The following is a 22,947-nucleotide window of genomic DNA, read 5'->3' as shown; positions in this document are numbered from 1 at the left end:
GAGTGAGTAATTGACAATTATGGTTCATTTCCCCCAATCTAGCAGCAATCGTGGTGCAGAGATGCACCGCGGAGATCACGCTCTGGACCTCCGCACACAACCTATGGCAACAGTCGTTGTGAGTATGCCTGTCGCAGGACCCGTGCCGGTGCCAATGGGCCCGGTTCCCGTGATGCAGATGCCAACCCGCGAGGTCATTCGCTGCGAGCATTGTCTTCTGGTTCAGTACCGCACCCAGAATTCGCTTTGCAGACGCTGCCACAAATCCCTTGATATGCCTGAGCCCGCTCCGGCGCCAGGTCCTGTGCCTGTTGCGGGAGTGAGGCCTGTAGCGCCGGAGGAAGAAGCCGGCCTGCAGGTTGCGGCGCAGGTGAAGGAGATTCGCCGGGCGCGCCACCTGAGCCAGCGGCAGCTTGCCGGCCGGATGCAGGTTCCGCGCACTTATATCTCGAAGATTGAGAATGGGAAGGCGATTCCGACGCTGGGCTCGCTGGCGCGGATTGCGAATGCGCTGGAAGTGGATGTTTGCCAGCTTGTGCGCGACACCCGCAGCCGGCGCGAGGAAGAAGTGGCGGGAATCTTTGCCGATCCGTTCCTTGCGGAGGTAGCGCAACTGTTGCCTCGACTGGACTCGCTGCAGCGTACGCTTTTTCTGGGCGCGGTTCGAGACAAGGCGACGGGCCAGCGGCGTACGGCTTAAGGAGAAAACTAGGACTCGACGGCGATTGCGAGCGGGTGGCGCGGCTCATACAGTCCGAGCTTGCCCCCGCCGGGCAGCGGGATGGTGGTGACTTCGCCCCATCGGGCCTGGTGGATCTCTCCGCAGGTTACGCCTTTGGCGGCGAGAGCTGCGATGGTTCGATCCAGATTGCGGCATATCAGGTAGATGTCGCCCGATGAGGAAGTGTCCGTTGGTGTGTCTTCCGGGTTTGGCGCTGGGTGCACGGCCATCTCCGCAGGCGGCAGGGCGAAGATGAGCCAGTTGTGCCCGGCGTCGATTGCCGGCAGCTCCAGCACGTCGCGGAAGAAGGCGCGGTCGGCTTCCGGGTTGCGGCTGTACAGCAGTAGATGCGTTCCGAGAAACATGGCGGGATTGTATGCCTGCGCGTGCAAGCTGTTGTGAAAAATCTCAATTTCTTTAACATGCAGGGGAATTGCAGGTGCGGCGCGGTTGTGCTAGCGTCAAAGAGTCCCACTTTCTGCTGCAAAGTGTGTGGCGTTTCTGGATGGGATTTCGCTCCATGCGCGGAGGGAGCGGATTAGACTAAATCAGGCGAATAGCGCGTATCGCCACTCTGGCCGTGTCCGGCCTCCCGGAATGAGGCATTTCGATTGCGACCCGCAGGCACGTTGCGTATTCATGAGCTGACGCCGGAAGAGCGCGCGATTTACGGCACGCTGAAGCTGGAATGTCTGCCGGAGCACGTGGCCATCATTATGGATGGCAATGGGCGCTGGGCCGGTTCGCGCTCGCTGAAGCGCTTTCTGGGCCATCAGCAGGGGGCCAAGAGCGTGCAGCTTGTGACGGAGACGGCTTCGCGCATTGGACTGCCGTGGCTCACGCTGTATGCTTTTTCGCTGGAAAATAATCTGCGCCGGCCCAAGGTTGAGGTCAACTTCCTGATGCGGCTGCTGAAGAGCTACCTGGAAGGCAATGTGCAGCGCATGATGGATAACAACGTGCGCATACGCTACATTGGCCGCACGCATGAGCTGCCCCGCGAAGTACAGGACACGATGCAGTGGGCGAGTGAGACTACGAACTGCAATACGGGTACGACGCTGACGCTGGCGTTGAACTATGGCAGCCGCTCTGAGCTTGTGGATGCTTTCCGCGCGCTTTCGGCGGAGCTGCGGCTGAAGCACATTTCTCCCGACCGCATTACGGAAGAGGACATTCACCGGCATCTCTATACGGCGCACATTCCGGACCCGGATCTGCTGATTCGGACTTCAGGCGAGATGCGGATTTCCAACTACCTGCTGTGGCAGATTGCTTATACGGAGATTTACGTCACGGATCGGCTGTGGCCGGACTTTCGCGGAGTGAATCTGCTGGAGGCTATCGCGAATTTTCAGCGGCGGGAGCGGCGGTTTGGCGGCCTGAGTGAAAATGTAGGCGTGACGGATGAGGAAGCCGAGCGGGTGAAGATTGCTGTGAGCTGAGCTGGTTGTGCCAGTTGGCATGAAATGATGTGCCATTTGGCGAAATCGGTGGTACGATGGCTGCATGGCGCGATCCGGAGCATTGGCTTTTCAACTTAAGACAAGCGGCGCGCCGCAGCGCGAGCTGATTGAGCGCATCAAGAATGGGCTCAAGTTTGGCGTGCTGGAATCGCTTTCTTCCGCTACCGGGCAGCCGTTGGCTGAGTTGGCCTCACGGGTTGGGATTCCTCCGCGCACGCTGGCACGCCGCAAATCTGCGGGAAAACTCAGCATGGAAGAGTCCGAGCGCGTGGTTCGGCTGGCTGGCCTGTATGAAAAGGCTGCTGAGCTGTTTAACGGTGACGTTGCGAATGCCCGCCAATGGATGAGCCAGCCGAAGAAAGCTTTGGGCGGGGACAGTCCACTGGATTATGCGGCGACCGAACTGGGCGCGCGTGAGGTGGAGAACCTGATAGGCAGGCTGGAGCATGGGGTCTTTGCTTAGCTGCCGGCGTATTGTGCAGGAGCGCTATTCCAAAGAGGCTTTTTCAGGCGAAGGCGCCAGGCTTTACGGTGGGCGGTGGAATAGTGCGGGCCATGCGGCCGTTTATGCTGCGGGGTCGCGCGCTTTGGCTGTGCTGGAGATGCTGGTACATCTCGACGGACCGCAACTGCTGAGTTCTTATCTGCTATTTGAGGCGGAATTTCCGGAGTCGCTGGTGACGGAGTTGCCTGTGGGCGATTTGCCGCAGGACTGGAGGGACGATCCTGCTCCGGCGAGTACGCAAGCGATTGGCGATGCGTGGATTCGGAGCGGCGCATCCGCGGTTCTGCGTGTGCCGAGCGTGCCGATTCCGCAAGAGCATAACTATCTGCTGAATCCGCGCCATGCGGAGTTTGGGAGGATTCGTATTTCGGCTGCTGAGAGGTTTGCGTTTGACTCGCGATTGAAGGGCTGAGGCGGATTGCCGGTTCAATAGCTGTTTCAGAGGATTGGCGCGTTGAAATCCACGATGAACTGAATGCCTGGCACGTCGAGTTTTACCAACTGCTTGTCGCCGGTGAGGAAGAGATCGATTCCGGCGGAGGCAGCGCAGGCGAGATGGATGGCGTCGGGGGCTTTGATGCGTTCTTTTGAACGAAGTTTGCTGAATGGAACGACTGCTCCAGCATCGAACGGCAAGAAAGAAAAGCCCATCTGGATCAGAGCTTCGCGCACGGATTCCGGCGCGTTGGGTTTCGGTGATTTGCCGGCTCCAGCCATTACCTCTCCTAAAGCGAGATAACTGGTATAAAGCCGATCTCCTCTTCGGTGCGCACGAGAAAGGAGCCCACGCACGCGCACAGCATGGTCGGGATGGCCCTCCAAAAGATATGCGAACAGCATCGTATCCCAGAAGATATTGCTCATTGCGCATCCTCATCTTCCGATCTCACCCATCGTATGAATCCCTCCGTGCCTCCAAACGCGGCAATTTCATCCTTGAGCAGACCGCGTATCTTTTCCGTTACCCGGAGTGCCCAGGATTCCGAATCCTCCTGCTCTACGACGTTCACAGCCTGTGTAGGCAACGGAGGCTGCGCTCCTTCGGGATTGATCACGCGGTAGTGGTATACAACGGTCGGACTCATTTTCTGGGGCGGACCATCAATGCTTTCAATTTCAAGATGATGCTCCCGCAAGAATTGTCTCTTGCGAAGTGCGCTGCAAACCTGCGGGATATTGGCCGGTGGAAAACCGACGGAGACAAGATCGTTCATGACATCCCTGACTGCAACAGAAAACTTGGTTGCTCCGGCGATCAATTTAGGCTTCATGAACTTCTCAAAAGCTACGGAGCGTACCAAATCACTCGACCCGCTTTGCATAGCCCCACCTCCACAAAGACAGTATAGACAATCTATAAATAAAAGACAAATTGTCTAACATAAATACATGTCTGAGAGAAGTTATATCCAAATTGTTATCTGAACGCGCCAGTGTATTCTCAACCTGAACGCAATGAAAAGAGTTCTGACTGCACTCGTACTGATTCCTGTAGTTCTGTTTCTGGTGTTTCTGGGGCCCCGATGGCAATGGGTCTTTACGCTGGTTACGGCGCTGGTGGCGTGCCTTGCGGCGTGGGAGTTTTTGACGCTGGCGCGGCAGACGGCGGCCAAACCTCCGCGGGTTGTCGTGCTGGCGGCGATCGTGGCATTGTTTGCCGCGAATTACCAATGGCCCGATCAGCTTGCCGCGATTGGCGGCAGTCTGTGCCTGCTTCTGCTGGTCTACTGCACCTTTACGAGTCCAGTTGCGCGTGTGCTGCCGGATGCTACGAGCTCGATCTTTGCGCTTGTCTACACGGGATTTACGCTTGTGGCGCTGCCTGCTCTGCATGAACAGGCAAACGGGCCTTCGCTAGTGGTTTTTCTGCTCTGCGTGGTGTGGGCGGGCGATATTGCCGCTCTCTATGCGGGCAGGCTCTTGGGGCGGCACAAGCTTGCGCCTTCAATCAGCCCCGGTAAGACGTGGGAGGGCTCCATTGCTTCGGTCATGGGTAGCCTGGCGGTTGCCGGGGCGCTGGTGGCTCTTTCCCGGCATTTGCTGACGAACTGGAATTCGGTGGTGCTTTCCTACCAGGATGAGATCTGGTGGTACTGGTTGATTCTGGCGGCGATTGTGAATGTGGCGGCGCAAGTGGGCGACCTAGCGGAGTCTGCACTGAAGCGGTCGGCTGGTGTGAAGGACTCGGGTACCTTGCTGCCGGGGCATGGAGGCGTCCTGGACCGGATTGACGCGCTGCTATTGGCGGCTCCGATGCTGTGGTACGCTCAGATTATTCATCAGCATTTCTAAGGTTTTAAGGCTGAATTAAAGCATTGAAAAGACTTGCGATTCTCGGTTCTACCGGCTCCATCGGCCAGAGCACCCTTTCTATCGTCGAGCAGTTTCCAGAGCGCTATTCCGTGGCCTCGCTGGCCGCCGGGCGCAATGTGGAGGAAGCCTTTGCGCAGGCTCTCCGCTGGCGGCCCAGGGTGGTTTCACTGGCGACGGAGGAACTGGCTGGGCAGCTTGCCGCACGGCTGAAGCAGGCGGGCGTAACTGGCGTTGAGGTGGTTTACGGAACGGAAGGCACCGTTGCCTGCTCGACGCTGACTGATGCGGATTTTGTGGTCTCGGCGATTGTGGGGGTTTCAGGGCTTGAGGCGACTTATGCTGCGATTCTGGCGGGCAAGCCTGTGGGGCTGGCGAACAAGGAGTGCATGGTGGCTGCGGGCGAGATTCTTACTGCCGCGGCGCGTGAGCGGAATGTGCCGATTCTGCCGATTGACAGCGAGCACAACGCCGTACACCAGTGCATGCGGGTGGGTACGCACGACGAGATCAAGACCATCTGGCTGACGGCTTCAGGCGGGCCGTTCCGGACGACGCCGCTGGAGCAGTTTGCGAGCATTGCACCGGAGCAGGCGCTGAAGCATCCGACGTGGGTGATGGGGCGGCGGATCACGATTGATTCAGCGACGATGCTGAACAAAGGGTTGGAAGTGATTGAGGCCTGCCGGTTGTTCGATGTGGCGCCGGGGCAGGTGCGGGTGACGATTCATCCGCAGTCAACGGTGCATTCGCTGGTGGAGTATGTGGATGGGTCGATTCTGGCGCAGATTTCTGTGACCGATATGCGGCTGCCAATTTTGTATGCGTTGGCGTATCCGGAGCGGCCTGCTTCGTCGCTGACTTTTGATCTGGCCGCGCTGAAGCACCTGGATTTTGAGCAGCCGGATTTTGCGCGCTTTCCGTGTTTGCGGCTGGCCTTTGAGGCCGCGGAAAAGGGCGGCGCGCATTGCATTGCGCTGAATGCCGCGGACGAGATTGCAGTGGAGGCGTTTCTGGACCGCCGCATCCCATTTATCGGGATCGCGGATACAATAGAAAAAGTGCTCGCAGCCACGCCGGAGTCGCATCCGGACACGATTGCCGAGGTGCTTGCGGCAGACGGCGAAGCGCGCGCTTTGGCGGCTGCTATGGTTGGCTGAAGGCTAGAGGAATACACGCTTGTTCTTGGAAAATCTTCATGGTTTTGTCGTTGCCGTCATCGCCTTTGTGGTGCTGATTGGCGTGATGGTGGTGGTGCATGAGTTTGGCCACTTTATTGTGGCGAAGCTCTTTCGCGTCCGCGTTGAATCGTTTTCGATTGGCTTTGGCCCACGCCTGTTTGGCGTGAAGTACGGCGACACGGATTACAAGGTCTGCCTGCTGCCGCTGGGCGGCTATGTGGCGATGACCGGCGAGGCGATGCCGGGCGAGAACATGAAGCTCGAAGCCGACAGCAAGGAAGAGATTGAGGCGTACCAGCGGGACCCCGGCGCGCTTACCTCGCACCCGCGCTGGCAGCGAATACTGATCGGGCTGGCGGGGCCGGTGTCCAACTTCATCCTCGCGTTTGTGCTGATGGGCGTTTATTACTGGTTCTTCAATGAAGAGCCGAAGGACGCGATCAAACAGACGGTCGTGGAGTGGGTGGTTCCAGGTTCGCCCGCGGCTCAGGCCGGCATTCATGCCGGCGATATCATCCGCCGTTTCGATTCCTACGACAATCCGGACTGGGGCATGGTTGGCGCGCGCATGGCCGTCAATCCCAACCAGACCGTGAGCGGTACGATTGAGCGCAACGGGCAGAGCATGCCGGTTTCACTGCATGTGCCGGCGGAAAATGCGAAGACTCAGGAGACGGAGACTACGTTTGCCGGAATGCTGGCGGAGAGCTATCGCGGGCCGATTGGCGTGTTTAAGGTGCAACCCGACAGGCCGGCAGAACGCGCGGGATTACAGAATGGCGATCAGATTCAATCAGTGGATGGGCAGCAATTTCATACGGTGAGCACGCTGCTTGCCTACATGCAGGCTTATCCCGGCAAGCAGATTACGCTTTCCGTGCTTCGCGGCGGTTCTCCGCTGACGCTGACGGCGCAGCCCTCGGTGCAGCCGGGAGATACGAACTGGACGCTCGGATTTGAGTGGGCCAGACCTTCAATGCAGATGAAGCCTCTGCCGTTTGGCGAGGCTATGGTGAAGTCCGCGACCTTCTGGAAGGATAACTCCACGCTGATTCTGGACATGCTGAAGCGGCTCTTCACACACAAGGTTGGGGTTTCACAGCTTTCCGGCCCTGTAGGCATTGCGCGCCTGGCTGGGCAGGCTGCGGAGATGGAAGGCTACCTGCCAAAGTTCGGGCTGGCGGCTGCGATCAGCCTCAATCTCGGCATACTCAATCTGATGCCGTTCCCGATTCTGGATGGCGGCATGATTCTGCTGTTGCTAATCGAAGGCGCTATGCAGCACGACATCTCGCTTGTGGTGAAGGAGCGCATCTACCAGGCGGCGTTTGTGGTGCTGGTGGTCTTCTTTGCGTTCATCATTTTTAATGATGTGACCAAGCTGCCGATCTTTACTCACTTGAAGCCGTAAAAACAGGGGTCAGGGATCAGGGGTCAGGGGTCAGCTTTTCCGCTGACCATGCCGCAATCTGATCTCTGATCTCTGACCCCTGATCTCTGTTCCTATGCCAGTTACCTCTAAAATCCGCGTGCGGTATGCCGAGACCGACCAGATGGGCGTGGTTTACTATGCCAATTATTTTGTCTGGTTTGAGATTGGGCGCGTGGAGGTGCTGCGCTCTGTGGGGCTTTCATACGACCAGATGGAGAAGGATCACAAGCTGATCCTGCCGGTTGTGGATGCGTCATGCCGTTATAAAGCGCCTGCGAAGTATGACGATGAGATTCTGATTGAGACGCGGCCTGCGATGCTGCGCGGGTCTGTGATCAAGTTTGCTTATCGCATTTATCGCGATGCAGGCCGGGACGGGGAAGAGCGAAAGCTTCTGGCGGAAGGCGAAACGGTGCATGTGGTGTGCGATGAGAAGTTTGAGCGGCAGCCGCTGCCGGACAGCTACGCGGCTGCGTTGCGGAATTTGATGGAGTAGAACTGAGCACGAATTCACGACAGGCTAGAGTGCATGGAACTGATCTTTGAGGTGCGTGAGGCGGAAGAGGGCGGATATACGGCGTGCGCGCTGGAGATCGTGATCAACATGCCGAGGAATTTCCGAAGAGCGGAGAGACATCGATGGACGGCAGTCCGTCGGCGCGATTGGATTCAAGCGCTGCTGAGAGATTCTCTTCCGGACGGATCAGCAACTGCTCAAGCCGCTGGTCCACGCGATTCCATAGATTCCGCATCGGGCGGCTTGGCATAGGGCCTGCTTTCGGCGAGCAATTTGAGCGCTGAATGGAGCGGCTATTTCTCTCGCGCTACAACAAAATCCGGCACCCAGAGGAGCGCGCGTTTGAAGTCCGACTCCGCGAATCCGGCGAGGGCCTGGCGCGCCTGCTCAGCGTAGCGCTCGGCTACTTCCATGGCATACGCCACAGAGCCGTGGCGCTTGAGGATCTCCTGAATCTCCTGCCGGGAGACGTGCTCAAAGCTGCGATCGTCGAGCACGCGCTGAATGAGCTGGCGCTCGGCGGCGGTTCCGTGATCCCATGCGTGAATGATGGACAGCGTCGTTTTGCCCTCGCGCAGGTCGCTTGCGACGGGCTTACCGAGAACTTCTTCGGTTGCGGTCAGGTCGAGAACATCGTCCACGATCTGGAAGGCGAGGCCTACGGTGCGGCCATAAGCCGCTACGTTATTTTCTTCGGCTTCGGATGCGCCGGCTAGGACCGCGCCGAGTCGCATGGAGGTTGAAAAGAGGCAGGCGGTCTTGCGGAAGATGAGGTCGTAATACTCGGCTTCAGAGACGGCTTTGCCGAGCTTCTGAATTTGCAGCAGCTCGCCTTCGACCATCTGCTGGGTGAGGGCGATGAGCAGGTCGAGGACGCGGAGATTTTTTTCTTCGAGAGCGACCCGGAAGGCCTGCATGTAAAGCCAGTCGCCGGCGAGAACGCATTTTTCATTGCCCCAGGTGGTGTTGGTGCTGGGGCGGCCGCGGCGGGTGCTTGCGCCGTCGATGATGTCGTCATGCACGAGCGTGGCAGTGTGCACCATTTCAACGACGGTGCCGAGGCGGATGGCGCTCTGGCCGAAGAAGCCCATCATGTGCGCGGAGAGTAGAAGAACAGAGGGGCGGATGCGTTTGCCGCCGCCCTCGCGAAGGTACTCGGCGATCTCCGTGATGGTGCTGACACTGGAGGCGGCGTCGCGGCCCAGCTCCTGCTCAATGGCTACGAGATCGTCCCGCAGCAGCTCAAAGACCTCTCGTGCCGTGGCTATGGCCAGTGTGCTTATCATTCTCTTCCTGGTTTTGGACTTGTTTTGTGCTGGAACCTAGTTGGTCCGGTAGTTGGTGAACTGCAGATCGACGCCGAGGTCTTTACCGCGCAGCAGGGCGATGACGCCTTGCAGATCGTCGCGGTCTTTGCCGCTGATTCTGACGGTATCGCCTTGAATGCTGGCCTGTACCTTCTTTTTTGAATCCTTGATAAGGCGGACAATCTCCTTAGCTTTTTCGCCGGGGATGCCTTGCTGAAGGGTGATCTTCTGGCGCACGCTCTGGCCGGCGGCCTGCTCAAGCTTGCCGTACTCAAGGTTTTTGAGCGAGACGCCGCGTTTGACGAGCTTCTGGCCGAGGATTTCCTTGACCGCTTCAAGTTTGTACTCGGCGGCTGAGGCGAGTTGAATTTCCTTGTCGCCCTGCAGCAGCTCGATCTCGGACTTGGAGTCCTTGAGGTCAAAGCGCTGCTTGACTTCCTTGAGCGCCTGGTCGATTGCGTTGCGGACTTCCTGAATGTCGACCTTGCTCACAATATCGAATGAATTGTCCTGCGCCATATTTGCCCTCGGAGCGGCCTGGGCGCGCGGGGCGCCCGGCGGAGCTGTAATTATCAGTTTCCCATGAAGGGGGCTAATCGGAACAATCTTTGGAAGTTTTTCGTTGTTGCCTCGCCTAGTTCGTCAGCTAGCACGCCCTGCAAAACGGCCAAAGTTTCCGCGGTGTGGACCACGTGTGCGGGCTCATTTCGCTGGCCACGTAGAGGCGCGGGTGCGAGCCAGGGGGCGTCGGTTTCGACTAATACGCTGTCGAGCGGGAGCTTTGCAGCTACATCGCGCAGATCCTGGGCTTTGGGGTAGGTGATCTGGCCAGCAAAAGAACAGAGGAAGCCCATATCGAGCGAGCGCCGCGCCTGATCGTAGTTTCCGGAGAAGCAGTGCATGATGCCGCCGAGACCGGTGTGCTGCCAATGTTCGTCAAGGACAGCGAAGAGGTCGTCCCAGGCGGCGGTGGTGCCGTCTTTGGGGCGGCAGTGGATGAGGATGGGGCGCTTGCGCGCGGCGGCGATTTCAAGCTGCGCGATGAGCATTTTGCGCTGGAGATCATGGGGTGCGCCTTCGTGGTAATAGTCGAGGCCGATTTCGCCGCAGGCGATGACTTCAGGCTCGGCGAGCAGGCTGTCGAGTTTGGCGAGTGCTGAGTTGTCAGCGTCAACGGTGGAGTGCGGATAGATTCCTGCGCTTGCGTAGAGCTGCGGCATGCCGAGTTGGCCGTTGTACTCGCGGCAGATGTCGAGGGCCTGATGCATCTCCAGTGGGTTTTCGCCAATGCCGATAGACAGCACTGCGCTCACGCCGGCGGCGGCGGCGCGGCGGAGCATTTCTGCGCGGTCTTCGGCGTAGCGCGGGTTGTCGAGATGGGCGTGAGAGTCGATGAGCAGGGCAAGACCTCGTATGGAGTGAAAATCAGTTCAATGTGACTGGACGGACGGTCTCAAGATGAAGATGGTTTTCAAAGGCGGTGAAATCGCGATCGTTGTGAAGGAGCGTATGGCCTTCTTCAATGCAGAAGGTTGCCGTGATGCAGTCGATGGTGCTGCGAATTGTAAAACCCAGTTTGCGGAGTTCCCTGTAGTTGCGCGCAGAGGCGATGGCCAATTCCCGGCCGCCGGTTTCAAATACGGCGAATTGTTGCAGGATGCGAAGAGTCTCAGGGAATGCGTCATCGCTGCGAACTCCCTGCAGAACCTCGCTGAGAATCAAGCTGGTGATTCCGATACGACTGGAATCAGGAGATCGAAGCAGCCATTCCGTTTGCGGCGTCAAACGGCCCGCCAGGTAATCGATCAGAACAGAAGAATCAACGATTACCATCGCGGTCAGCGGCTTTGTGTGCCGGTGTGCCTGCGCCGGCGGGTTAGCGAATCTGATAACGCCTCGCCGGAATCGGATGCGGCGGTTTCCTTCCGGCGTTTCTCGAGAATCTCCCCATCCGTGGCAAACCAATCATCGTCGTGGCCGCGCCAGACGACTTTGCCAAAAAGCTTGCGAATCTCGCCCTGGTTCTTGATCTGAACCATCTGGCGCAACGCAGCTTCAACCGCGGCCTTTTTGGTCGTGGCGCCGGTAGCTTTCATCGCCTGGCGCATGAGCTTGTCGTCGATCTCGATGTTGGTTCGCATGGCGCGCCTCTCGATGTGTAAGGATAGCACGATTTATGTGTATGCCTTACTTCAACCGTGCGCCGAGCGGGACGTCTTCCAGGAAGCCTGCGAGGACGGGAGTGCTTTCCGGATTGTCGGGCAATGAAGCGGCTAAAAGCATGCCGTTCGATTCGAGGCCGCGCATCTTGCGTGGGGCGAGGTTGGCGATGATGACGATCTTGCGGCCGATGAGCTTTTCGGGCTCGTAGTATTGCGCGATGCCGGCGAGGATCTGGCGCTTTTCGTAGCCGAGGTCGACTTCGAGGCGGAGGAGCTTGTCGGCTTTGGGGATGCGCTCGGCGACGAGGATCTGGGCAACGCGCAGATCTACTTTGGTGAAGTCATCGATGGTTATGAATTGCTTTTCTTCTGCTGTTGCCACCCCTGGTGTAAGCGGGGTGCCAGTGGGTGCGTCGGCTGGCGTGCTGCTGAGACGCGCGCTGGCGATTTCTGCAGGAACGGAATGAACCCTGGCGGTTTCAACGGGCATATCTGTGTGATGCGGTGCTACGGTGGTTGGTGTTGTCGCGTGTACTTGTGTGGCATCCGGCGCGGATGTGGGATCGACGGATGTGGCTGCGGGAGCGTGGATGGGCTCGGCCTGCTTGCCTGCTGCTGCGTCTACCGCGCTTGCGTTGTTCTGCTTCTCTAGGTTTTCCATACGTTCTATCGCGTCCTTTTCTGCACGGGGGAAGAGCGGCGCCGGCTCGCCGAATTTTGTGCCGGGCTTGAGGCCGCCCCATTTGATATCCGTCAAAAATGCTTGCTTTGCCGCATTTTGAATTTCGCCGAGCCCAAGCTGCTGCCAGACCTTTGCGGCGGAAGCCGGCAGAATGGGGTACACCAATGCTGTGATGATGCGGATGGCCTCCGCGGCGTTGGCTAACACGCGCGCTTGCAGCGCTAAGTGGTCGGTGTCGCTGCGGTCGGCGGGTTTCTTCCAGGGGGCGTTGGCGGTAAGATAGCCGTCGGTCTCGGCTACCAGCGCCCAGAGGATTTTCAATGCTTCAGAGAAGTTGAATTCGTCGAAGGCGATGGGGAATTCGTTGATGGTGCGCTCGGCGGCTGCGCGCAGGGCTGTTTCTGCCTCTGTTGGCGCGCCTGAATCCGGTACGGTTCCGCCGAAGAACTTGTGCATCATGTTGACGACGCGGCTGACAAGGTTGCCGTAGCCGTTGGCGAGATCGCCGTTGTAGCGGCGGACGAGGGCGTCAAAGGTGAAGCTGCCGTCCTGGCCGAAGGGAATTTCGCGCAGGAGGAAGTAGCGCAGAGCATCTGCGCCGAGGACTTCGTCGATTGTTTCGGCGCGGACGATGTTGCCGAGCGACTTCGACATTTTGGTGTCGTCAAAGAGCAGCCAGCCGTTGGCGTGGACGGATTTAGGTGTTGCGATGCCCGCGGCCATGAGGAATGCGGGCCAGTAGACGCAGTGGAAGCGGCTGATTTCTTTGCCGATGAGATGAATGTCCGCGGGCCAGAATTTTGCGAATTTTGCCTTGTCTGCGGGATCGTCGGAGCCGTAGCCGAGGGCGGTAATGTAGTTGGCGAGGGCGTCGAGCCAGACGTAGATGACGTGCTTTTCATCGCCGGGGACGGGAATGCCCCAGGTGAAGCTGGTGCGGCTTACGGAAAGATCCTTGAGGCCGCCGCGAACGAAGGAGAGGACTTCTTTGCGGGTGCTTTCCGGCTGCATGAAGCCGGGGTTGGCCTCGTAGAACTCAAGCAGCTTGCGCTCAAAGGCGGAGAGCTTGAAGAAGTAGTTTTCTTCGCTGACGGTTTCTGTGATGCGGCCGCAATCGGGGCAGGGAGCGCCGGGTGGCACGTCGACCCAGGCTTCGTCGCTGACGCAGTACTGGCCGGTGTAGGTGCTTTTGTAGATGTAGCCCTTGTCGCGCAGTGTGGCGAAGAGATGCTGCGCGCCGCGGATGTGGCGGGGTTCTGTGGTGCGGATGAAGTCGTCGTAGCTGAGGCCGAGGCGATCCCAGAGTGCGCGGAACTCGCTGGAGATTTTGTCGGCGAACTCCTGCGGGGTTTTGCCCGCGAGTCTGGCGGAGCGCTCAATCTTCTGGCCGTGCTCGTCGGTTCCGGTGAGGAACCATGTTTCAATGCCGAGGGCGCGCTTGTGGCGGGCGATGGCGTCGCAGACGATTGTTGAGTAGGCAGTGCCCAAGTGTGGCCGCGCGTTTACGTAGTAAATGGGCGTGGTGAGGTAGAAGGGGGCTGTTCTCGAATCGGGGCTGGAGTCGGGCTTTGTCATTGATGAGGTGCAGGGCAGACGGCCATGCTGCGCGGAAAGCCCCGACACTTCATTTTAAGGCATTGGGTTTATTGGCAACTTATGTGACTGATGGCAGCAGGCCCATGAAGAAATAGTCCAGTGGCAGGTCAGCGGTTATGCCGTGCTGGCGTACGAGTGTGGCTAGCTGCGCGTAGTGGCGGATGGAGTGTGTGAGGGATTGTACTAACGCTGTGCGGCGGGACATGCGCAGAGTGCCGATGCTGCGGGTTTTGAATTCGAGCACTTCTTCCCACCAGTCGTCGTCTTTTTCGAACAGTGGTTTGATGAGGTCCATGGCGCGGTTGTGAGTGGCGTAGATAGCGTCGACTGAGTCATAGGGGATTGCTGAGTAGTCGGTTTGCGGGAGTTCGAGGAGGCGCTCGGGGTAGCGGAGTTCGACGGCGACGATGTGCTGGAGAAGCTGGGCTACGGATTGAGTTTCGCGGATGCCGCAAGGGAGGGTCAGGATTTCCGGATGCGCTGTTAGCAGCTTCTTGAATTTGTCGGTGGTGTATTCGACATACGCGAGTAGTTCTTCTCCGGTGAGGGCGACCATTTTTGCTGTCTCCTTGAGCAGATGGTATAGGGAGTGGGTCAGTTTGAATGCGGGCGAAACAGGTTGCGGAAGAAGGTCAGACGGCGAGATGTTTTGCAGATGCGAGGCTGGCAGGGGCTAAAGCCCGAGACTTCGATTCAGGCATTTTCGGCCCGACTGAAGTCTGGCCCTGTTACAAAACATCTGCATCAGAATGCTAGAATTGCCCTTGTAAATCAAGGATTTCCGAGGTTTTAGCGCGTGTATCTTGAACTTCAAAGGCAGCTTGCCGGGCATTTGCGCTCGGTTCTCCAGGCCAAATACTCGATTGAGATTGAGAACGTTCCGGTTGAGATTCCGCCGGATCTGAGGTTCGGCGAGCTGGCGACGCCGATTGCGCTGCAACTGGCGCGGACGCTGCGCAAGGCGCCGAAGGTGATTGCGCTGGAGATTGTTGAGGCTATCGGCACGTTGCCGGGATTTGCTGGCTTTGAAGTGGCTGGTGCGGGATATATCAATGCGCGGCTGGACCGGGCTGCGGGTGTTCGCTCGATTGCGGATTCCCGCCCTAGCGACAAGGACAAAGGCGTCGCGAGGATGGGGCACCCGGAACACGTGCTGGTGGAGCATACGAGTATCAATCCGAATAAGGCTGCGCATATTGGGCATCTGCGGAATGCGATTCTTGGCGATACGTTTGTGCGGCTGCTGAGGGCTGCTGGGAACCAAGTGGATGTGCAGAACTACATCGACAACACCGGGGTGCAGGTGGCGGATGTGGTGGTGGGCTTTCAGCATCTTGAAGGCAAGTCGCTGGCAGAGGTTCGCGCACTTCTGGATGAGCTGAAGGCGCACGGCGAGCGCGTGGATTATTACTGCTGGGATTTGTATGCGCGGACTTCGCAGTGGTATGAGCAGGGGAGCGCGGAAGAGAATGCTGAGCGCAAGAAGTTTCGGTATGCTACGCTGCACGCGATTGAAGAGGGCGGCAATGAAACTGCGGAAGTGGCGGAGCTGATTTCTACGGCTGTGCTGCGGCGGCATCTGGAGACAATGCTGCGGCTGGATATTGAGTATGATTTTTTGCCGCGCGAGAGCGAGATTCTGCACCTGAAGTTCTGGGATGTGGCGTTTGAGCAGTTGAAGCAGACGGGTGTGCTGTACTTCGAGACTGAGGGCAAGAACAAGGGCTGCTGGGTGATGCAGCGGCCTGGGGCGGAGATTGCTGAAGGCGAGCTCGACGAAGATGCGAAGGTGATTGTGCGGTCGAATGGCACGGTTACTTATGTGGGCAAGGATATTGCTTACCATCTTTGGAAGTTCGGGTTGCTGGGGCGCGATTTTGGGTACAAGAAGTTTTTCAAATATCCGGATCATGAGTGCTGGATTTCTACGGAGCATGGTGAGGCGGAGCATCCGCACTTTGGCGGGGCGACGGCGATTTACAACGTGATTGATTCGCGGCAGTCTGATCCGCAGGCTAACGTGATTCAGGCGCTGCGCGGGATGGGGCACACGGCGCAGGCGGATCACTATACGCACTTCAGCTACGAGATGGTGGCGCTGACGCCGCGCTGCGCGGTTGATTTGGGATACACGGTTTCGGATGAGGATTTGAGCCGGCCGTATATCGAGGTGAGCGGGCGCAAGGGCTTTGGCGTGAAGGCTGACGATCTGATCGACAAGCTGATTGCGGCGACGCGCGAGGAAGTGGAGAAGCGTCAGACGAGCCGCGATGAGGCTGAGCGGCAGAGGATTGCCGAGCAGGTTGCGATTGGAGCGCTGCGGTACTTCATGCTGAAGTTTACGCGGAACTCGGTGATTGCTTTTGACTTTAAGGATGCGCTGAGTTTTGAGGGCGAGACTGGGCCTTATGCGCAGTATGCCGCGGTGCGTATCCGGAATATCTTCCGGAAGGGTGGGACTACTCCCGAAGCGGAGCTGGCGCGCTTGGCGGAGATAGATGAGTTGGGAAGCTATCTCTCTGGCGAGGAGAACGAGGATATTTGGGCGCTTTGGCTGCGTGCGGGACGGCGGTCGCTGGTGCTGGACCAGGCGATTGGCGCTTCAGAGCCGGCTTATCTTGCCAAGCATGCGTTTCAGCTGGCGCAGGAGTTCAACAACTTCTATCACAAGCACCACATTTTGACCGAAGAGGATGCGGGGAAGAAGACGTTTCTGCTGGCTACGGCGGCGGTGGCGTTTCGAGAGCTGGTCACTGTGCTGGGGTGGCTGGGGATTGAGACGCCGGAGGCGATGTAGGACGAACTACTGCCGGAGACGCTGGAGCAGTTGCGCATCGGTAAGCACGGCGATTTTACGCAGCGCGAGGAAATCAGAGGCGGGCGGCGTGAAGAAGTCACGGTCGAAGGTGCAGATGGCATCGGCATTGCCGCTGAGAGTCGTCTGCAGAATGACGATGTCGTTGGGGTCTCGCACAGGGCCGGTCAGAAGCGGATTCAGCAAAACCATTTCGACGTTTTGCAGCAGCCGAACTCGAAAACCATACAGGTCATCTTCGGTTTTCCCGTGCAACAGCGACATCAGCGGCTTGCGCAGCACGCGCATCGATTCCTGCAAAATCTCTATAGATAGCAGAAGCCGGTGATTGCCTGCGAGAATTGCCTCCAGAGCCTCGTTTGCCGGGCCACGCGGGCTGATAAATGTACGAACGAGGATGTTCGTATCGAAGACGATTCTCACCGGACTTCTGTGTATCCTGGGCGCGTTTCCCGCATCGCTTCCACAATGGCCGCATCCAGCTCCGCTTCTGTTGCCGCCGGCTCTGGCAGGCCTCTCAGGAACGCGATCAATCCATCGGCCGCCGCTCTCCGCTCTGCGTCGGATCGTGTGTCCGCGGGAACTGCCTGAAGGCTGATGGCTTCCTCATTGCTGAGGCTGCGGCCCATCAGCTCTTCAATGACGGCTTTCTGGTCTGGCGTTAATTCGGTTGCGTTAAAGTGCATGGCTCACTGTGCCTTCGATAACCAGTTTATCGCTTTGCCGCGAATTTCAATAGCTTCGCGCCCATTCCACGATGGAGCGGACGGCTATGCCGGTAGGGCCTTTGGCGAGGAAGGACTTGTTCTCGTCATTCCAGGCGAGGCCGGCGATGTCGAGGTGAAGCCACGGGGTGTCTTCGGCGAAGACTTTTAGGAATTCGGCGGCGGTGATTGCGCCGCCGTAACGGCCGCCGGTGTTCTTGATGTCGGCGATGTCGGATTTGATTTGCTCCGCGTATTCGTCGCCTAGTGGGAGACGCCAGAATTTTTCGCCGCTGTTGGTGAGTCCGGCATTGAATTTGTCGAAGGTCTCCTCGTTGTTGGAGAAGACGCCGGCGTTGATCTGGCCGAGGGCTACGGCGACTGCGCCGGTGAGGGTGGCGGCGTCAATGAGGTGGGTTGCGCCGAGCTGCTTCGCGTAGGTGAGTCCGTCGGCGAGGACGAGGCGGCCTTCGGCGTCCGTGTTGATGATTTCGATGGTTTTGCCGGGCTTATCTGATGCAAAAGGCATGGCGGTTTGTATGTCGCCGGGCTTCTGGGCTTTGCCGTCGGGCATGTTTTCTGTGGCGCAGACGATGCAGATGACGCGCACTTTGGGCTTGAGAAGAGCGATGGCGCGAATGGCGCCGAGCATGGCTGCGCCGCCTGCCATGTCGTACTTCATCTTTTCCATGTTGTCGGCGGGCTTGATGGAGATTCCGCCGGTGTCAAAGGTGACGCCTTTGCCGACGAGGCCGAGGATGGGGCCGTCGGTGACGCCTTCCGGTTCGTATTTGAGAACGATGAGCGCGGGCGGCTCTTCGGAACCCTGCGTGACGCTGAGGAAGGCTCCCATTTTGAGCTCGCGGAGGCGTTCGGTGGAGCTGATGTCCCAACCGAGGCCGACTTCCTCGGCCATGATGGCGGCGCGGCGGCCGAATTCGGTGGGAGTGAGCACGTTGCCTGGCTCGTTGACGAGGAGGCGCGCGAAGTTCTGGCTTTCGCCGATGATTGCGCCTTCGGCGAAGGCGGTTTGCACTGCGGATTTGTCGGCGTTGGCAGGGGCAATGGCTGTGAAGGAGTGGACGCTGAGGTCCTTGCGGTCGCTGCGGTAGGTGTCGGAGTCGAAGTCGCCGACAACAGCGCCTTCGGCTGCGGCGCGGGCCGCGGCGGGGAGCGGAATTTCGGAGTCGGGGAGTGCGAAGGCGAGCTCGCGGATGCCGCGTGGCTTGGTGAAGCGGACGGCGGTTCCGGCAGCGTTGCGCACGGTGGTCAGCGTGGCTTTGGCCTGTTTGCCGAGGCCGATCAGGAGCAGACGCTTTGCTTTGAGGCCGGATGGAGCGTGGAGAAGGAGGGTTTCATTGGAGGCTGCCTTGAATTCGCCGCTGGAGAGGATGCCAGCAACGGCGAATTTTACGGATTCGTCGGCGGTGAGCAGAAGTGGCTCGGGCTTGGCGTCAGGGCCTTTGGCGGTCTGGGTGTCTGCGGCCAGAACGGCCAGCAATTCTGTTTCGATTTCGTTCAGGGAGGCAAAGGAGAGTTCAGTCCGCATACCCGATTGTTGCATTACCCGGTGGAGAGTCGGCAACACGGCATCCCCGATTCATTGGCGATAATGTCTAAGTTAATAAATTGTCAAAACGATTTATAGGTGTCAAAATGAATAAAGGTGTCAATTATGCCCGAACTGGCAACTCAGTCAAAAACCCGTATAAGTTCCAACGGAAGGATTGTGATCCCCGCTTCGATGCGTGAATTGCTCGGGGTCAAGCCTGGAGACACGGTTCTTATGGATGTTGAGGATGGGGTTTTGAAGATCGAATCCTATACTACCCGTGTAGCACGGATCCAGGAGGAGTTGGCGCATCTCAGGAGGCCGGGTGTTCTGGCTTCGGATGAACTGATCGCGGAACGGCGGGCGGAAGCTCGGCGCGAGGAAGAAGAGTTTGAGCGCGATGCCGCAACAGTTCGGAAAATGATCGAGGAGAAAATTGCCTGACAGCACGGTGCTGGACTCTTCAGCGATTTTGGCGCTTCTTCTTGGCGAACCCGGCGGACGACTGGTGGTGCCTCACCTGGATGAAGCAGCGGTGAGTGCGGTGCATCTATCCGAAGTCCATAGCCGTCTCATTCATCTCGGCGAGCCGCCTGCGGCAGCATGGGAGCGGCTTATGGCGCTTCGATGCGAGATATGGCCTTTCACCGAGGAGCAGGCAAGAGTCGCCGCGGAGTTGATCTCGATCACGCGTCCGTATGGGCTGTCCCTGGGAGACCGCGCCTGCATTGCTCTTGCGATGGAGCGCAAAGCAAAGATTCTTACGGCGGATCGCGTCTGGAAGCAGCTTTCCCTGGGTGTTGAGGTCGAGGTTGTCCGCTGAGCAACGGTGGCCGGTTTTACTTCTGGTTGCGGCGTTTGCTGTCATTGATGGCGGAGCGGGCTTCGCGGTCGGCTTCGCGGCGTTTTTCGGTTTCGCGCTTGTCCCAGTCCTGCTTGCCTTTGGCCACGGCCAGCTCACACTTGACCCGTCCGTGGCGGAAATAAAGTCGGGTGGGGATGAGCGTATGTCCTTTGATCTGCGTCTTGGAGAGTAGCTTACGAACCTCTTCCCGGTGCAGAAGCAGTTTGCGCGTGCGGGTTTCGTCGTGGTTGGAGATGTTCCCGTGCGAATAAGGCCCAATATGCAGGTTGAGCAGAAATGCCTCGTCGTTTTTAATCAGACCGTAGGCGTCCTTGAGATTGGCTTTGCCCTCGCGGATCGACTTGACTTCGGTTCCGCGGAGCGACACGCCCGCCTCAAACCGCTCCAGGAGAAAGTAGTTATGGCCGGCCGCGCGGTTTTGAGCCGCATCGCGCTCGCCGGAGGCCACGGGGTCGCGCGGACGCACAGCCTTTTTCTGGCCGGCTGTGTCGGGCTGGGCGATTATATGACTGGTCTGGCGCGGCATTCTATGGGTTCCTTCAAGCTATATCGTAGCATCGGCATAGTTTCGGCCAAGCGCGCACTGGGGTGTCCGGCACATGGTCTTTGCTAAAATGAGGCATCGCCTGATGGTAAGGATGTACCGACAAAAAGGCGTCCGACAAGGGAGCTTGATGAATCGTAATTGGCTGTTCTCCCCTTTGAGGGCCACCTTTCTACTCGTTTTCGCCTTGACGCTGGCCGCAGGCACTTCGCTCTATGCGCAGTCCGCCGGCAAGTTTTATAAACGGGGCCAGGCCGCTGAGAATACCGAGAGCTGGGATGTGGCCTACCAGGCCTACCAGAAGGCCTACCAAAAGAACCCCAAAGACCTTCGCTATCGCACCGCGATGTATCGGGTGCGGGGCGCTGCGTCCGGGATGCATCTGACCAAAGGGCGTCAGCTTGAAAAAGCCGGGGAAGACCAGGCGGCGATGGTAGAGTTTCTGCGCGCGGCGGATATCGATCCGAGCAACGAGGCCGCCACGCAGGAGATGGAGGCGGTGCGCGAGCGCCAGAAGCGTGCCGCGGCACAAGCACCTCCAATTCCGCCAGTTGAAGTGGCCAGACAGGCGCTCTTCGATTCGCTTGGCGGCCCGATTGAGCTTAAGCCCATCTCTACCGAGCCGCTCACGATGCGGGCGACGGAGGACACGAAGAATATTTACCAGGCGATTGGACGTGCCGCGGGTATCAATGTGCTCTTCGACCAGGCTTACACTTCCAAGCGGATTACGGTGGATCTGACTAACGTTTCTTATCTCGATGCGCTGCGTATTGTCGGCGTTCAGTCGAACACCTTCTGGCGCCCGGTTACGCCGAATACCATTTTTGTCGCAGAGAATACTCCGGCCCACCGGCGCGATCTCGACGAGCAGGGTGTCCAGACCTTTTATCTGACCAATGCCGTCCAACAGTCCGATTTGACTGACACGCTGCAGACGCTTCGCAATGTACTGGGAACGGATGTCAAGGCGTTCCCGGTCAATAGCCAGAACGCCATCATCGTAAAGGGCACGCCGGACCAACTGCTGCTTGCCGCGAAGATCATCAGCGACATCGACAAGGCCATGCCGGAGGTAGTGGTCGATATTGCGATCATGGAAGTGAGCAAGGACTGGGAGCGCACCCTGGGCATAGCGTGGCCCGGCAACATAGGCGTGCAACTGCAGTCGCCCTGCACGACCAGCAGCACGAGCAGTAATTGCACTTCCAGCACGACTTCTACTACGTCGTCCTCTACTTCAAGTTCAAACCTGACACTTTATAACCTGGCCAATCTCAACTCGAATGACTTTGCCATCACCATGGGCGCGGCGACGGCTAATCTGCTGCTTTCCGACGCCAATACCAAGGTTCTGCAAAGCCCGCGCCTGCGCTCCACCAATATGCAGAAGGCAACGACGAAGATCGGTGAGCGCATTCCGATTGCCACGGGCACCTTCAGCACTGGCGTCGCCTCCACCCTTACTGCCGGCGTGTCCCAGACGCAGTTCACATACATCGATATCGGCGTGAACGTGGAGATGACGCCCACTATTCACAACAACGGCGACGTTACGCTCAAAATCAAGATCGAAGATCAGTCCGAGGGCAGCAACGTGACCATTGACGGCGTTACCGAGCCGATCATCATCCAGAAGAACAGCGAGCAGACAGTCCGCCTGAGCGAGGGTGAGGTCAGTATCCTTGGCGGGATTCTGGAGCAGACCGATTCGACGAGCTGGAGCGGCATTCCAGGCCTCAGCGCGATTCCAGGTCTGCGCTACCTCTTTGGTTCAAAGGACCATACCATCATGACCGATGAGCTGGTCTTTATGCTGGTGCCACACATTGTGCGTGGCGCAAACTACTCCGCTTCCAATCTGCGCATGGTGGATACCGGCACTGGGGCGAGCATCCAGCTTCGCCGTCTTCCCGTGGACGGACCCGCGGCCAGCGCCGCGCCGGTGGTGCAGACGGGAGTGGCTACTACCTTTGTGAGCTCATTCAAGGCTCCCAGCGCCTCGGCTGCCGCGCCTATGGCGCTTGCCGATATGCGTAAGTCTGCCGAGGGCGCGCTGGATGCGGTACAGACGCAAGGGCCCAAGTCACCTGCTTCGCCACCTCCGATGGTTCCGCCATCGCTGCCGATGACTCCCGCTGCTGCTGCTCAGCCTGCTGCGAATCCGGCTCCGGGCTCCGCGGTTCGCTTTATTCTCAGCAATCCCGGGCCGGTTACAAACGGCGCTACCTTCCAGGTTCCTGTCGTGATCAGCGGCGCGGCTGACATTGCCTCCGTTCCGCTTAAGCTGCACTATGACGCAACGAAGCTTTCGCTGGTGGGAGTTGCGCCAGGGGACTTCCTGAACCGCGACAACCAGACCGTGAGCCCCACCTTCAGGGACGATCCCGCGGGTGACATTACCATCAACGCTTCCCGTCCCAGCAGCGCTCCGGGCGTGAGCGGAGCGGGAGTGGTGTATGTGCTCAACTTCCAGGCGAAAGCGCCTGGAGACAGCACTATTGCAATCACACAACCCGTTGCGATGAACAAGAGCCAGCAGTCCGTGCCGGCTACGGGCGGCGGCGTGAACATTACCGTGAAGTGAG

Annotated in this window: 27 protein-coding genes; 12 read left to right on the top strand and 15 right to left on the bottom strand. The window is 58.6% G+C overall.

Annotated features, from left to right (window positions below; genetic code table 11):
• Nucleotides 1-103 precede the first annotated feature (103 nt).
• Complete coding sequence (locus ABSG47_RS00410; RefSeq protein ID WP_424164905.1) at nucleotides 104-700, top strand: helix-turn-helix domain-containing protein; 597 nt, start codon at nucleotides 104-106, stop codon at nucleotides 698-700.
• A gap of 8 nt (nucleotides 701-708) precedes the next feature.
• On the opposite strand, the gene ABSG47_RS00405 is transcribed toward ABSG47_RS00410, so the two are convergent.
• Complete coding sequence (locus ABSG47_RS00405; protein ID WP_424164902.1) at nucleotides 709-1,086, bottom strand: VOC family protein; 378 nt, start codon at nucleotides 1,084-1,086, stop codon at nucleotides 709-711.
• Between the two features lie 246 nt (nucleotides 1,087-1,332).
• On the opposite strand from ABSG47_RS00405, the gene uppS reads away from it, so the two are divergent.
• The 3 genes from uppS to ABSG47_RS00390 all read left to right on the top strand — a co-directional run bounded on the left by uppS (nucleotide 1,333) and on the right by ABSG47_RS00390 (nucleotide 3,104).
• Nucleotides 1,333-2,166: an undecaprenyl pyrophosphate synthase gene (gene uppS / locus ABSG47_RS00400; protein ID WP_424164899.1), complete on the top strand. Its 834-nt coding sequence runs from the start codon at nucleotides 1,333-1,335 to the stop codon at nucleotides 2,164-2,166.
• Nucleotides 2,167-2,230: 64 nt separating this feature from the next.
• Nucleotides 2,231-2,650 carry an Xre family toxin-antitoxin system antitoxin gene (locus ABSG47_RS00395; protein WP_424164896.1) on the top strand — a complete coding sequence of 140 codons (420 nt, stop codon included), beginning with the start codon at nucleotides 2,231-2,233 and terminating at the stop codon, nucleotides 2,648-2,650.
• Nucleotides 2,634-3,104: an RES family NAD+ phosphorylase gene (locus ABSG47_RS00390; RefSeq protein ID WP_424164893.1), complete on the top strand. Its 471-nt coding sequence runs from the start codon at nucleotides 2,634-2,636 to the stop codon at nucleotides 3,102-3,104. The genes ABSG47_RS00395 and ABSG47_RS00390 overlap by 17 nt, the downstream gene beginning before the upstream one ends.
• 26 nt (nucleotides 3,105-3,130) lie before the next feature.
• On the opposite strand, the gene ABSG47_RS00385 is transcribed toward ABSG47_RS00390, so the two are convergent.
• Nucleotides 3,131-3,556 (bottom strand): type II toxin-antitoxin system VapC family toxin, encoded by a 426-nt coding sequence (locus tag ABSG47_RS00385; RefSeq protein WP_424164890.1) that lies wholly within the window; start codon nucleotides 3,554-3,556, stop codon nucleotides 3,131-3,133.
• Complete coding sequence (locus tag ABSG47_RS00380; protein WP_424164887.1) at nucleotides 3,553-3,963, bottom strand: hypothetical protein; 411 nt, start codon at nucleotides 3,961-3,963, stop codon at nucleotides 3,553-3,555. Before ABSG47_RS00380 ends, ABSG47_RS00385 begins: the two co-directional genes overlap by 4 nt.
• Before the next feature lie 184 nt (nucleotides 3,964-4,147).
• Here ABSG47_RS00380 and ABSG47_RS00375 point away from each other — a divergent pair, with 184 nt between their 5' ends.
• From ABSG47_RS00375 to ABSG47_RS00360, 4 genes are all read left to right on the top strand, one after another.
• Nucleotides 4,148-4,984, top strand: coding sequence for a phosphatidate cytidylyltransferase (locus tag ABSG47_RS00375; RefSeq protein WP_424164884.1), 837 nt, complete (start codon nucleotides 4,148-4,150; stop codon nucleotides 4,982-4,984).
• A gap of 23 nt (nucleotides 4,985-5,007) precedes the next feature.
• Nucleotides 5,008-6,162: a 1-deoxy-D-xylulose-5-phosphate reductoisomerase gene (locus ABSG47_RS00370; protein WP_424164882.1), complete on the top strand. Its 1,155-nt coding sequence runs from the start codon at nucleotides 5,008-5,010 to the stop codon at nucleotides 6,160-6,162.
• Between the two features lie 25 nt (nucleotides 6,163-6,187).
• Nucleotides 6,188-7,594: an RIP metalloprotease RseP gene (rseP, locus tag ABSG47_RS00365; protein ID WP_424164880.1), complete on the top strand. Its 1,407-nt coding sequence runs from the start codon at nucleotides 6,188-6,190 to the stop codon at nucleotides 7,592-7,594.
• Nucleotides 7,595-7,688: 94 nt separating this feature from the next.
• Nucleotides 7,689-8,111: an acyl-CoA thioesterase gene (locus ABSG47_RS00360; RefSeq protein WP_424164878.1), complete on the top strand. Its 423-nt coding sequence runs from the start codon at nucleotides 7,689-7,691 to the stop codon at nucleotides 8,109-8,111.
• 103 nt (nucleotides 8,112-8,214) lie between these two features.
• Here ABSG47_RS00360 and ABSG47_RS00355 read toward each other — a convergent pair whose 3' ends face one another.
• The 8 genes from ABSG47_RS00355 to ABSG47_RS00320 form a co-directional block, all read right to left on the bottom strand.
• Nucleotides 8,215-8,382 carry a hypothetical protein gene (locus tag ABSG47_RS00355; protein WP_424164876.1) on the bottom strand — a complete coding sequence of 56 codons (168 nt, stop codon included), beginning with the start codon at nucleotides 8,380-8,382 and terminating at the stop codon, nucleotides 8,215-8,217.
• 43 nt (nucleotides 8,383-8,425) lie between these two features.
• A complete protein-coding gene (locus ABSG47_RS00350) occupies nucleotides 8,426-9,415 on the bottom strand; it encodes a polyprenyl synthetase family protein (protein ID WP_424164931.1) in 990 nt (329 codons plus the stop codon).
• 39 nt (nucleotides 9,416-9,454) lie between these two features.
• Entirely contained in the window at nucleotides 9,455-9,958 is a 504-nt protein-coding gene (locus ABSG47_RS00345; RefSeq protein WP_424164873.1) for a YajQ family cyclic di-GMP-binding protein, read from the bottom strand.
• A gap of 53 nt (nucleotides 9,959-10,011) precedes the next feature.
• A complete protein-coding gene (locus ABSG47_RS00340; RefSeq protein ID WP_424164929.1) occupies nucleotides 10,012-10,833 on the bottom strand; it encodes a TatD family hydrolase in 822 nt (273 codons plus the stop codon).
• Nucleotides 10,834-10,864: 31 nt separating this feature from the next.
• Nucleotides 10,865-11,272, bottom strand: a complete 408-nt coding sequence (vapC, locus tag ABSG47_RS00335; protein ID WP_424164870.1) for a type II toxin-antitoxin system VapC family toxin — start codon at nucleotides 11,270-11,272, stop codon at nucleotides 10,865-10,867.
• A 5-nt stretch (nucleotides 11,273-11,277) separates the two neighbouring features.
• Entirely contained in the window at nucleotides 11,278-11,580 is a 303-nt protein-coding gene (locus tag ABSG47_RS00330) for a type II toxin-antitoxin system VapB family antitoxin (RefSeq protein WP_424164867.1), read from the bottom strand.
• Between the two features lie 46 nt (nucleotides 11,581-11,626).
• Nucleotides 11,627-13,858 carry a methionine--tRNA ligase gene (gene metG / locus ABSG47_RS00325; RefSeq protein ID WP_424164865.1) on the bottom strand — a complete coding sequence of 744 codons (2,232 nt, stop codon included), beginning with the start codon at nucleotides 13,856-13,858 and terminating at the stop codon, nucleotides 11,627-11,629.
• A 79-nt stretch (nucleotides 13,859-13,937) separates the two neighbouring features.
• Nucleotides 13,938-14,435 (bottom strand): DinB family protein, encoded by a 498-nt coding sequence (locus tag ABSG47_RS00320; protein WP_481133016.1) that lies wholly within the window; start codon nucleotides 14,433-14,435, stop codon nucleotides 13,938-13,940.
• A 240-nt stretch (nucleotides 14,436-14,675) separates the two neighbouring features.
• On the opposite strand from ABSG47_RS00320, the gene ABSG47_RS00315 reads away from it, so the two are divergent.
• Nucleotides 14,676-16,676 carry an arginine--tRNA ligase gene (locus ABSG47_RS00315; protein ID WP_424164862.1) on the top strand — a complete coding sequence of 667 codons (2,001 nt, stop codon included), beginning with the start codon at nucleotides 14,676-14,678 and terminating at the stop codon, nucleotides 16,674-16,676.
• A gap of 6 nt (nucleotides 16,677-16,682) precedes the next feature.
• Here ABSG47_RS00315 and ABSG47_RS00310 read toward each other — a convergent pair whose 3' ends face one another.
• The 3 genes from ABSG47_RS00310 to ABSG47_RS00300 are packed head-to-tail and all read right to left on the bottom strand — an operon-like array spanning nucleotide 16,683 to nucleotide 18,947.
• A complete protein-coding gene (locus ABSG47_RS00310) occupies nucleotides 16,683-17,117 on the bottom strand; it encodes a putative toxin-antitoxin system toxin component, PIN family (RefSeq protein WP_424164859.1) in 435 nt (144 codons plus the stop codon).
• Entirely contained in the window at nucleotides 17,114-17,380 is a 267-nt protein-coding gene (locus ABSG47_RS00305) for a hypothetical protein (protein WP_424164855.1), read from the bottom strand. The genes ABSG47_RS00310 and ABSG47_RS00305 overlap by 4 nt, the downstream gene beginning before the upstream one ends.
• 46 nt (nucleotides 17,381-17,426) lie before the next feature.
• The gene (locus tag ABSG47_RS00300; RefSeq protein WP_424164852.1) at nucleotides 17,427-18,947 is read right to left on the bottom strand and encodes a leucyl aminopeptidase; all 1,521 of its coding nucleotides are present in this window, start codon (nucleotides 18,945-18,947) and stop codon (nucleotides 17,427-17,429) included.
• Nucleotides 18,948-19,073: 126 nt separating this feature from the next.
• Here ABSG47_RS00300 and ABSG47_RS00295 point away from each other — a divergent pair, with 126 nt between their 5' ends.
• Complete coding sequence (locus ABSG47_RS00295; RefSeq protein ID WP_424164849.1) at nucleotides 19,074-19,394, top strand: AbrB/MazE/SpoVT family DNA-binding domain-containing protein; 321 nt, start codon at nucleotides 19,074-19,076, stop codon at nucleotides 19,392-19,394.
• Nucleotides 19,387-19,773: a type II toxin-antitoxin system VapC family toxin gene (locus ABSG47_RS00290; protein ID WP_424164846.1), complete on the top strand. Its 387-nt coding sequence runs from the start codon at nucleotides 19,387-19,389 to the stop codon at nucleotides 19,771-19,773. The genes ABSG47_RS00295 and ABSG47_RS00290 overlap by 8 nt, the downstream gene beginning before the upstream one ends.
• A 16-nt stretch (nucleotides 19,774-19,789) precedes the next feature.
• Here ABSG47_RS00290 and smpB read toward each other — a convergent pair whose 3' ends face one another.
• Nucleotides 19,790-20,341 (bottom strand): SsrA-binding protein SmpB, encoded by a 552-nt coding sequence (smpB, locus tag ABSG47_RS00285; RefSeq protein WP_424164843.1) that lies wholly within the window; start codon nucleotides 20,339-20,341, stop codon nucleotides 19,790-19,792.
• Between the two features lie 148 nt (nucleotides 20,342-20,489).
• Here smpB and ABSG47_RS00280 point away from each other — a divergent pair, with 148 nt between their 5' ends.
• Nucleotides 20,490-22,946, top strand: a complete 2,457-nt coding sequence (locus ABSG47_RS00280) for a secretin GspD/PilQ domain-containing protein (RefSeq protein WP_424164840.1) — start codon at nucleotides 20,490-20,492, stop codon at nucleotides 22,944-22,946.
• The last annotated feature ends 1 nt before the right edge of the window (nucleotide 22,947 follow it).

Source organism: Occallatibacter sp. (assembly GCF_049510455.1).
Taxonomy (GTDB): Bacteria; Acidobacteriota; Terriglobia; order Terriglobales; family Acidobacteriaceae; genus Telmatobacter.
The sequence above is the reverse complement of the archived record's forward strand: the minus strand, read 5'-3'. Positions and strand labels throughout refer to the sequence as shown.

What these genes read in the sequence shown, in the direction of transcription:
- ABSG47_RS00410 (WP_424164905.1), top strand. Translation starts at nt 104, where the DNA reads ATGGCAACAGTCGTTGTGAGTATGCCTGTCGCAGGACCCGTGCCGGTG.
- ABSG47_RS00405 (WP_424164902.1), bottom strand. Translation starts at nt 1,086, where the DNA reads ATGTTTCTCGGAACGCATCTACTGCTGTACAGCCGCAACCCGGAAGCC.
- ABSG47_RS00395 (WP_424164896.1), top strand. Translation starts at nt 2,231, where the DNA reads ATGGCGCGATCCGGAGCATTGGCTTTTCAACTTAAGACAAGCGGCGCG.
- ABSG47_RS00390 (WP_424164893.1), top strand. Translation starts at nt 2,634, where the DNA reads ATGGGGTCTTTGCTTAGCTGCCGGCGTATTGTGCAGGAGCGCTATTCC.
- ABSG47_RS00385 (WP_424164890.1), bottom strand. Translation starts at nt 3,556, where the DNA reads ATGAGCAATATCTTCTGGGATACGATGCTGTTCGCATATCTTTTGGAG.
- ABSG47_RS00380 (WP_424164887.1), bottom strand. Translation starts at nt 3,963, where the DNA reads ATGAAGCCTAAATTGATCGCCGGAGCAACCAAGTTTTCTGTTGCAGTC.
- ABSG47_RS00375 (WP_424164884.1), top strand. Translation starts at nt 4,148, where the DNA reads ATGAAAAGAGTTCTGACTGCACTCGTACTGATTCCTGTAGTTCTGTTT.
- ABSG47_RS00360 (WP_424164878.1), top strand. Translation starts at nt 7,689, where the DNA reads ATGCCAGTTACCTCTAAAATCCGCGTGCGGTATGCCGAGACCGACCAG.
- ABSG47_RS00355 (WP_424164876.1), bottom strand. Translation starts at nt 8,382, where the DNA reads ATGCCAAGCCGCCCGATGCGGAATCTATGGAATCGCGTGGACCAGCGG.
- ABSG47_RS00345 (WP_424164873.1), bottom strand. Translation starts at nt 9,958, where the DNA reads ATGGCGCAGGACAATTCATTCGATATTGTGAGCAAGGTCGACATTCAG.
- vapC (WP_424164870.1), bottom strand. Translation starts at nt 11,272, where the DNA reads ATGGTAATCGTTGATTCTTCTGTTCTGATCGATTACCTGGCGGGCCGT.
- ABSG47_RS00330 (WP_424164867.1), bottom strand. Translation starts at nt 11,580, where the DNA reads ATGCGAACCAACATCGAGATCGACGACAAGCTCATGCGCCAGGCGATG.
- metG (WP_424164865.1), bottom strand. Translation starts at nt 13,858, where the DNA reads ATGACAAAGCCCGACTCCAGCCCCGATTCGAGAACAGCCCCCTTCTAC.
- ABSG47_RS00320 (WP_481133016.1), bottom strand. Translation starts at nt 14,435, where the DNA reads ATGGTCGCCCTCACCGGAGAAGAACTACTCGCGTATGTCGAATACACC.
- ABSG47_RS00305 (WP_424164855.1), bottom strand. Translation starts at nt 17,380, where the DNA reads ATGCACTTTAACGCAACCGAATTAACGCCAGACCAGAAAGCCGTCATT.
- ABSG47_RS00300 (WP_424164852.1), bottom strand. Translation starts at nt 18,947, where the DNA reads ATGCGGACTGAACTCTCCTTTGCCTCCCTGAACGAAATCGAAACAGAA.
- ABSG47_RS00295 (WP_424164849.1), top strand. Translation starts at nt 19,074, where the DNA reads ATGCCCGAACTGGCAACTCAGTCAAAAACCCGTATAAGTTCCAACGGA.
- smpB (WP_424164843.1), bottom strand. Translation starts at nt 20,341, where the DNA reads ATGCCGCGCCAGACCAGTCATATAATCGCCCAGCCCGACACAGCCGGC.
- ABSG47_RS00280 (WP_424164840.1), top strand. Translation starts at nt 20,490, where the DNA reads ATGAATCGTAATTGGCTGTTCTCCCCTTTGAGGGCCACCTTTCTACTC.